This is a genomic window from Streptomyces sp. NPDC044061, from assembly GCF_056434305.1.
Genome location: NZ_JBWKFL010000019.1, coordinates 72085 through 80279, shown reverse-complemented (window position 1 = coordinate 80279; position 8195 = coordinate 72085). Strand labels below are relative to the sequence as shown.

Sequence of the window (8195 nt, the reverse complement as noted above, 5' to 3'; positions counted from 1 at the left end):
TGACAACCGGTGACCCCCCCCCGCCGTGCCCCCAAAAACCGACGGGTGCCGGGTGCGGGCCCGCGGCATGTCAGCTCAGCGGATCCAGGGTCAGGTACGCCTGCTGCGGGTTGCCGTCGTTGACCAGCGACTCCTGGTGGCCGACGTCGTCGAAGGCGAACGCGTACGCCTTGCCGTCCGCCATCTGCGCGTGGATCTTGCGGGCGTACTGGTTGGTCACCGCGTCCTGGTAGAAGTTCGCGGCCGAGGTGTCCGGCTGGCTGGAGTTCGTCAGCAGTGTCGAGCGGTTGAAACCGGCGCACAGCGTCCGGGAGATGGGGCCGCGGACGTTGTCGTTGGGCGCGTCCAGCAGCTTGTGGCAGCCGAAGATGCTGGACGCGTCCGGCTTCTGGAAGCTGGTGACGACGGCGCCGGAGGAGTTGGTGAAGTTCATGACGTTCCCCGAGACCCGGCCGAAGTACTTCGTGTTCGGCTGGTCGGCGAACGGCGTGACCGTCAGGGTCGACGTCGAGTACTTCTGCCAGACCCGGTTGACGTAGTCGTCCATCACGTTGGCGGGCAGAGCCCCGGTCTCCACGCCGTACAACGGCGAGAGCGCGCGCAGCACGGTGCCGTCGGAACGGGTCTGGATCAGGTTGGCCCAGCCGCCCGGCTGCCCGCGCAGCGCGTCGAAGACGCCGGTGTAACCGCCGGACTTGAGGTGCCCGGTGCTGCTCACGCTCCCGTCGGCCCGCTGCACGCCGACCGCGTAGGGCGCCGAGAACATGTCCACCTGGGTGCTGTTGAGCCACAGCCCCGCGTCGTTGAGCGTGTACTCCGACCAGTTGAACAGGATGTTCCGGTTGGGGTCGGAGGGGTTCTGCACGGCCGGCTGCACCAGTCCGCCGGTGGTGAGCCTGAAGTCGAGCTTCTGGCCGTAGGAGAAGTAGATCCGGCCCGAGAACTTCGGTATCCGGATCGTCTTCGACTGCCCGGCGGTCGGACCGGCGATCGCCGCGTCCGGTGCGGGAGTCGGCGGATTGCCGCCCGCCGGCCAGGCGTGGAAGGTGCCGTTCGCGTCGGCCCAGCCCTGCCGTCCCGAGGACAGCTGGGTGCCGAGGTCGTAGACGTACACCGGGTCGGAGCGGCCCGAGTTGTTGGTGATCTTCAGTGGGATGGTGTCCGGCACGGCGGCGCCGGCGGTGTCCGGGACGGTCAGCGTGAGGAGGCCGCCGACCAGGGCCGCGGCGGCCGCCAGGGGCAGCGCCGGGCGTGTGATGCTGAGGAGCACTCTCCACCTCCGTGTGGGGTCGGGGTCGTACGGAAATTGGTCCGTACCTGTTTGAGAGCGCTCTCAGAGTCATGCGGAGACGCGTGCATGTCAATGTGTTGGACGAGATCCGCTCGGCACCCACCGTCCGGCGGGCGCCGAGGCGCGGGGTCAGATGGTCCGCTCGAGCAGGTCGAGCAGAGCCGCCCAGTGACGCTCGTCGGCCTCAGGGTCGTAGGCGGGGGTGTCCGCCTGGGTGTAACCGTGCTGCGCGTTCTCGTAGACCTCGCACTTGTGCCGCACCCCGGCCGCGGTGAGTGCCTCCTCGAAGCGCGTGACCTGCTCCTCGGGCAGCGACGGATCGTCGCCCGCGTGCCCGAAGTACAGCTCGGCGGTGATGGATGCGGCCGCCCGGTGCGGGCTTCGCGGGTCGTCGGTGGCGAGCCGCCCGCCGTGGAACCCGGCCGCCGCCGCGACCCGGTCGGGGTGGGCGGCCGCCGTCCAGACGGCGAGCCGGGCACCCATGCAGTAGCCGGTGATCGCGACCGGGCCGCCGGTCGTGAACGGGCTGTCGGCCAGCCACCGCAGGTAGGCCTCCGCGTCCCGCTCGATCAGGTCCGGCGTCAGCGACGACACGATCGGGCCGAGACGTTCCCAGATGGTCGGGTCGGCGCCCGGGTCGATGAACTCGGGCAGCTCGAGCACCGGGGTTCGGCCCCGGCGGTAGAACACGTTCGGCACCAGGACGGTGTAGCCGGCGCCGGCGAGCCGGTCGGCCATCGACCTCAGGTGCGGCCGCAACCCGTAGGCGTCCTGGTAGAACAGCACGGCCGGACGGGGGTTCCCGTCGGCGGGGTGGGCGAGATAGGCGTCGGCGACGCCGTCGGCGGCCGGGACGTCGACGGCTGATCCCTGTACATGGGTCATGGTGAGAGGGCCCTCCTCGGCACGATGGGCGTCGGGTGGCGGGTGCCCCTCGGCGCCGCGGACACGGCCCATGCTGTCACGCAAGATCCATTCCGACCCGCCCGCCCGGTCCGCCCGCTCACTCGAAGCGGGTGGTGTCCCCCGCGCCGCGCCGGACGATCTCCGCCTCGCCGCTGGAGAAGTCCACCACCGTGGTCGGCTCGGTGCCGCAGTCCCCGGAGTCGACCACCGCGTCCACCGTGTGGTCGAGCCGGTCCTTGATCTCCCAGCCCTGGGTCATCGGCTCCTCCTCGTCCGGCAGCAGCAGCGTGCTGGACAGCAGCGGCTCGCCCAGCTCGGCCAGCAGGGCCTGGGTGACCACGTGGTCGGGGATGCGCACACCCACCGTCTTCTTCTTGGGGTGCAGCAGCTTGCGCGGCACCTCGCGGGTGGCCGGGAGGATGAAGGTGTAGCTGCCGGGGGTGGACGCCTTCACGGCCCGGAACACGTCGTTGTCGACATGGACGAACTGGCCGAGCTGGGCGAAGTCCCGGCACATCAGTGTGAAGTGGTGCCGGTCGTCCAGTCGGCGGATCGAGCGGATCCGGTCCATGCCGTCCCGGCTGCCCAGGCGGCAGCCGAGCGCGTAGCAGGAGTCGGTCGGGTATGCGATGAGCGCCCCCGACCGCACCGCGTCGGCGACCTGGCCGATGCTGCGAGGCTGCGGGTTCTCGGGGTGCACGTCGAAGTACTTCGCCATCTGCCGAGCTTATGCCGTCGCGGGCTGCGGCAGGCGCAGCTCCCGGAGCCTGTCGCGAGAAGCCGCGCCCCGACCATCGGTATACGCGTCACCGCCTGCGCCACCGTGCGGCGGCCGTTCGTCGCCCTCGGCATCGGCGTGGGCACGGTGTTGTCCGCGTCCCGTGACGCCGCCGTCGGCCACGCGCCCGTGCGGGACGGCGGGGTGACCGGCGGGCTCCAGGCCACGACCCTGCAGATCGGCGGCGCGCTCGGCATCTCCCTCCTGGTCTCCGTCATCAGTCGCCCGGGTCGGCGCCACCCTGCGGACGGAACTCACCGGCGCCGGCGTGTTCGGCTGGCCCTGGCCGGGCAGCCTGGCCGAGGAGGCCGAGGAGGCCGAGGAGGCCGTGGCGACGGGTGTCGACCGGTCTCCGCGAGCATGCCGGCCCTGCTGAAGTCCGCCGTTGCGTACGGGCGGCGGGTGGACGTTCCCGCACGGCCTGCACGCCTCCGCCGTGGTCACCGGCGTGCTCTGCCTGCTGGGCGCGGTCCTCGCGGCGGCCGGCATGTGCCGTTGACCGGCCCCGGAGGCCGACGGACCGGCCCCGAGGAACCCGGGGCGGGTGCCGGGTGAGGAAGCCAGGCCGGAAGTCGGGTGAGGAGTCCGGGCCGGATGCCGTGAGAGGAGTACGGGCCGGGAGTCGGTTGACGAAGTCGCGTCGGATGCCGGGTGAGGGGTACGTGCCGGATGCCGGGTGAGGAGTCCGGGCCGGGAGTCGGTTGACGAAGCCGCGCCGGATACCCCTGAGGAAGCCGCGCCGCATACTCCCAGAGGAAGTCGCGCCGGGTGTCCCCGAACCACTGGGTGTTTGCCTTCGATTCCGGGGCATCCGACCGATGAGGCACCCGGGGCCGTCCCCCCGCTCCGGGTTGCGGTGTCTCCGCCGGCGGTCCACCCCCCCAGGGCCGCCGGCGGAGCCGTGCCCGGCGGCAGCGGGGACAGGTGCGGGGCACCTCGGGGTCCTGGGGTAACGTCCAGGTTCGAAAGCCGAGGTCAACCCGACGACGAGGAGAAGGGCGACGTGGCCGGCCGAGCCGACGAGAGCCCCCACGCCCAGCAGCCGCACGACACCGACAGCGCCTGGGCGGAGCAACTGCTGGACCATCTGCGTCCCGCGGGCCGCGAACCGCGCCGGGTCGTCGGCTGGCTCGGGCCGGCCGTGGGGGCCACGGTCTGCCTCCAGGACGCGCACGGCGGCCTCCTCGCCGGTGAACGCCTGTCGCTCGACGAGACCGTCCTCGCCGACGTGGTCGGCGGCCGGATCTCCTCGGCCGCTCTGGAGGACGGCGAACGCCACGTCCGCATGGTCGGGATACGGCAGCCCGGACAAGGCCCGGCAGCGGGCGCGGTGCTGGCGGTGGCCCGTCCGGAACCCTTCGACCGGCGCGCCGCCGAGATCGTCAACCGCACCGCGAGCGTCCTCGAACTGCTGCTGCGCGAACGGGAGCTGACGGACGCCGGGCGCCGGCTGCGCCGGGCCACGGCCGATCTGCGGCTGGCCATCCTGCAGCTGTTGATGGTGGAGGACACCGTCTCCGCCCGCCGGGTCGCCGCCGGCCTGTGGCCCGGCCTGCTCGAAGAGGACTCGGCCCACGTCTACGTCGTCGAGGGTTCCCCCGCCGAGCGGGACGCGCTCGCCGACGCCTGCGCGGACCTCACCGACGGCGAGGCACTCGTCGTGCGCTGCCCAGCGATGGACGGCCACGTGATCGTCGTCAGTCCCGGAACGGCTGCGGGGGAGCGGCTGCGCTCCCTCGTGGACGGCCGGCGGGACACCTTCATCGGCGGCAGCCTGCGCCAGCGCCTCGCCCGGACCGCCGTCGCCTACGGACAGGCCATCAGCGCCCTCGCCGTCGCCCGGTTCCGCCCGGACCAGGCGGCCGTGTACGCCGAACGCACCCGCCCCGCACGGCTCATGGACCCGGACGCGCTGCGCGCCTGGTCCGCCGGCCTGCTGCGTCCCCTCGACCGGCTGCCCCACCACGTCCGCGCCGAACTCCTCGCCACCACTCGGCTGGGCCTCGAGTTCACCGCGGTCAGCGCGGCCAAGGTGCTCGGCGTCAGCCGCAACACCGTCCGCGCCCGCATGGACCGCGTCGAGGCGCTGCTCGGCACCGACTTCTCCGACCTCACCACCCGCGCGGCCGCCCACCTCGCACTCAGCACGGAGGCGACCCAGGGCCCGTACGACCCCGACGGCACGGCGGCGCACCCGCAGGGTTCCGTCCGCCTCGGCGACCTGCTCGCCTCGACCGCGCTGGGCGCCTGGGCCCACGACCTCCTCGGCCGCCTCGACGGCGACGGCCGCGATCTGCGCGGCACCCTGCGCGCCTGGATCGCCGCCGACTCCAACGCCGAACGCACGGCCCGTGACCTGGGCGTGCACGCCCAGACCGTGCGCGAGCACGTCCGGGCCGCCGAACCCGTCCTGGAACGCCAGCTGCTGGCGATGGGCAGCGACCTGTTCGAGGTCGTTCTCGCCCATCTGGCCGCCGGCGCCCTCGGCGTTCCGGCGCTCGGCGGGGTGTACCGGGGCGAACCGGACGCGCCTGTGCACGACTGAGCCCTCGCCACCGGGGAAAGGGCACGGCCGCGATACCCATGGCGCCGTCCCGCACGTAAGTTCAGCAGTCCGCGGGGCACGACCGGAACGGGGGACCGGTCGGAGCCCCGCGCGCGTCTCAGGCTCCGAGCCGGACCGGCACCTCCCGCCAGCCGTGGGCGATGAACGACGGCACGTGCCGCAGCTCGCCGGGGCCGACGGCCAGGCGCAGCCCGGGGAAGCGGGCGAACAGCGCGGGCAGCGCCGTCAGAGCCTCCATGCGGGCCAGCGGAGCGCCGATGCAGCGGTGCACACCCACCCCGAACGCCAGATGGTCGTCGGCGCCGCGTGCCACGTCGAAGCCGGCCGCGTCCGGCCCGTAGTGCGCCGGGTCCAGACCCGCGGCCGCGTACGTCGTGATGATCGCGTCCCCGGCCGGGATCGTCACCCCACCGACCTTCAGGTCCGCGACCGCGAACCTGAGCGGCAGCGCGGCGATCGACGGGTGCACCCGCAGGGTCTCCTCCACCACCGCCGCCCAGCCGGCGCCGCCGGAGCGCACCGCCGCCAGCTGCGTCGGCCGGGTCAGCAGGGCGACGACCGCGTTGCCGATGAGATTGACGGTCGTCTCGAACCCGGCGCCGACCACCAGCAGCAGCGTGTGCAGCAGTTCCTCGTCGGAGAGCCGGTCACCGTCCTCGTCCCGGACCCGGATCAGCTCCGTGGTGAGATCGTCGCCCGGATCCTTTCGCCGGTGTGCGAGCAGCGCCCCCAGCACCGTGCCGATCCGCTCCTGCACCGACGCCGCCAGCTCCGGGCTCGGGTCGGAGGTGTCGAAGATGTCGGCGATGAGCCGGGCCGCGTCCGCGCGCAGCTCGTCGGGCACGCCCAGCAGTTCGCAGATCAGGCGCATGGGCAGCGGATGGGCGAACCCCGCTCGCAGATCGACCACCCGGCCGTCGGCGCCCTCGGCTGCCAGCGCGTCCAGCAGCCCGTCGGTGATGGCCGCCACCCGAGGGCGCAGCGCCTCGGTGCGCCGGTGCGTGAAGCTCGGCGCCACCAGCTTGCGCAGCCTTGCGTGGTCGGGACCGTAGGTGGAGAGCATGTTGACCACGCCCACCCAGGTCACGATCCAGCTCCAGGCCGGGTGCTCGGCGGTCCGCGCCCACAGCCGCCAGTGCCGGCGCGCGTCCTTGCTCACCCGCGGATCGAGGATCAGTTCCTTGAGGACGTCGTATCCGGTGGGCGCCCAGGCGGGTATGCCGCCGGGCAGCTCGACGGGGACGACCGGGCCGAGGGCGCGCAACCGGGCGCTCTCCGCCACGATGTCGGTGCCGAACGGGTCGAGCGGGATGCGGTCGGTGACGGTCACGACGGCTCCTGGCTGGTCGGCTCTCGCGAGACGGTCTGCTTCAGTACACACCGTCATCGGGCGTGCGCGAACAGTGCGTTTCCCGCCTCGGCCGAAACCGGTCGGACCTGCACGTCACCTGGCCGCGGGTTCGGCCGGCAGGTTGAAGACGTGGGCCGGGGACACGATCTTCGTGATCGCCTCGCCGAACAGGGTGCTGGGCTCCTGGCCGTTGTGGTCGATGTCGGTGTTGAGCAGCACGACGAGGGTCGCCCGCGCCGACGGGAGGTAGACGGTCAGGGACTCGTAGCCGGGCAGGGAGCCGTTGTGGCCGATCCAGCCCTGGACGTTGAAGATGCCCAGCCCGTACCCGGCGCCCGGGATCGGCGTCGCAGGCGTGATGAGCCGCTGCTTCTGCGTGGCCGGACTGATCATCCACCTGCCGTCCGGGAATTGGCCGGTCGCCACCGTACGCGCCCACAGCCGCAGGTCGTCCTGTTTCGAGATCATCGCGCCGGCCGCCCAGCCCCAGGACGGGTTCCAGTCGGCCGTGTCCGCGACCTGGCCGTTGGCCGTCTGGTTCGTGTAGCCCTGCGCGTGCGGGGCGGGGAACTCGGCGCCGGCCGGGAACAGCGTGTGCGTCATGCCGGCCGGGTCGAGGATGTTCTGCTGGATGTAGTGGCCGAGCCGCTGACCACTCTCCTTCTCGACGACCAGACCGAGCAGGATGAGATTGGTGTTGGAGTAGAAGAACTTCTGTCCCGGCGGGAACAGCACCGGGTGCTTGAAGGAATAGGCGAGCAACTCCTGGGGTGTGAAAGGGCGTTGCGGGTCGGACGTGAGCGCCTTGAAGAAGTCGTCGTCCTCGGAGTAGTTGAACAGCCCGCTGCGCATGCCGGCCAGTTCCCGCAGCGTGATCGTGTCCCCGTTCGGCACACCGTCCACGTACTTGCCGATCGGATCGTCCAGTCCCACCTTGCCCTGGTCCACCAGCTGCAGCAGCGCCGTCACGGTGAACGTCTTCGTCTCGCTGCCGATCCGCATGTACAGGTCCGGCGTCATCAGCCGGCCGTTGCTCTTGTTCGCGACACCGAAGGAGCTGACGTAACTGCCCCGGTCCGGCGTCCAGATGCCGACGGTCACGCCCGGCACGTTCGCCTCGCGCATCACCTGCTGCACGGCGGCGTCGAGTTGGCGGGCCACGTCCGGGGTGAGGGTGCGGACGTCCGCGCCCGAGGGGGTGGGGCTCGGCGAGTCGGCGGCGAACGCGGCGTGCACGGAGGGCGGTGGGGGCCCCCCGAGGGGGGGGCTGGCAGGAGAGGCGGGGAGGGGTGTCCCGCCAACA

At 72.3% G+C, this 8195-nt stretch carries 6 protein-coding genes; 1 reads left to right on the top strand and 5 read right to left on the bottom strand.

Translation table 11 applies throughout. The features are described from left to right. Nucleotides 1-70 precede the first annotated feature (70 nt). The 3 genes from AC07CM_RS29360 to AC07CM_RS29350 all read right to left on the bottom strand — a co-directional run bounded on the left by AC07CM_RS29360 (nucleotide 71) and on the right by AC07CM_RS29350 (nucleotide 2915). On the bottom strand, nucleotides 71-1258 hold the full coding sequence (locus AC07CM_RS29360) for a glycoside hydrolase family 64 protein (protein ID WP_478879548.1): 1188 nt from the start codon (nucleotides 1256-1258) through the stop codon (nucleotides 71-73). A gap of 162 nt (nucleotides 1259-1420) precedes the next feature. Next, a complete protein-coding gene (locus AC07CM_RS29355; protein ID WP_478879459.1) occupies nucleotides 1421-2176 on the bottom strand; it encodes a dienelactone hydrolase family protein in 756 nt (251 codons plus the stop codon). Nucleotides 2177-2294: 118 nt separating this feature from the next. Next, nucleotides 2295-2915, bottom strand: coding sequence for an L-threonylcarbamoyladenylate synthase (locus tag AC07CM_RS29350; RefSeq protein WP_478879458.1), 621 nt, complete (start codon nucleotides 2913-2915; stop codon nucleotides 2295-2297). A 1063-nt stretch (nucleotides 2916-3978) separates the two neighbouring features. Between AC07CM_RS29350 and AC07CM_RS29345 the strand changes: the two genes are divergently transcribed. Further along, entirely contained in the window at nucleotides 3979-5520 is a 1542-nt protein-coding gene (locus AC07CM_RS29345; RefSeq protein WP_478879457.1) for a helix-turn-helix domain-containing protein, read from the top strand. A gap of 118 nt (nucleotides 5521-5638) precedes the next feature. Here the strand turns inward: AC07CM_RS29345 and AC07CM_RS29340 are convergent, their stop codons facing one another. Both AC07CM_RS29340 and AC07CM_RS29335 read right to left on the bottom strand, forming a co-directional pair. Then, on the bottom strand, nucleotides 5639-6871 hold the full coding sequence (locus tag AC07CM_RS29340; protein WP_478879456.1) for a cytochrome P450 family protein: 1233 nt from the start codon (nucleotides 6869-6871) through the stop codon (nucleotides 5639-5641). 114 nt (nucleotides 6872-6985) lie between these two features. Then, a complete protein-coding gene (locus AC07CM_RS29335; protein WP_478879455.1) occupies nucleotides 6986-8128 on the bottom strand; it encodes a serine hydrolase domain-containing protein in 1143 nt (380 codons plus the stop codon). Between the last annotated feature and the right edge of the window lie 67 nt (nucleotides 8129-8195).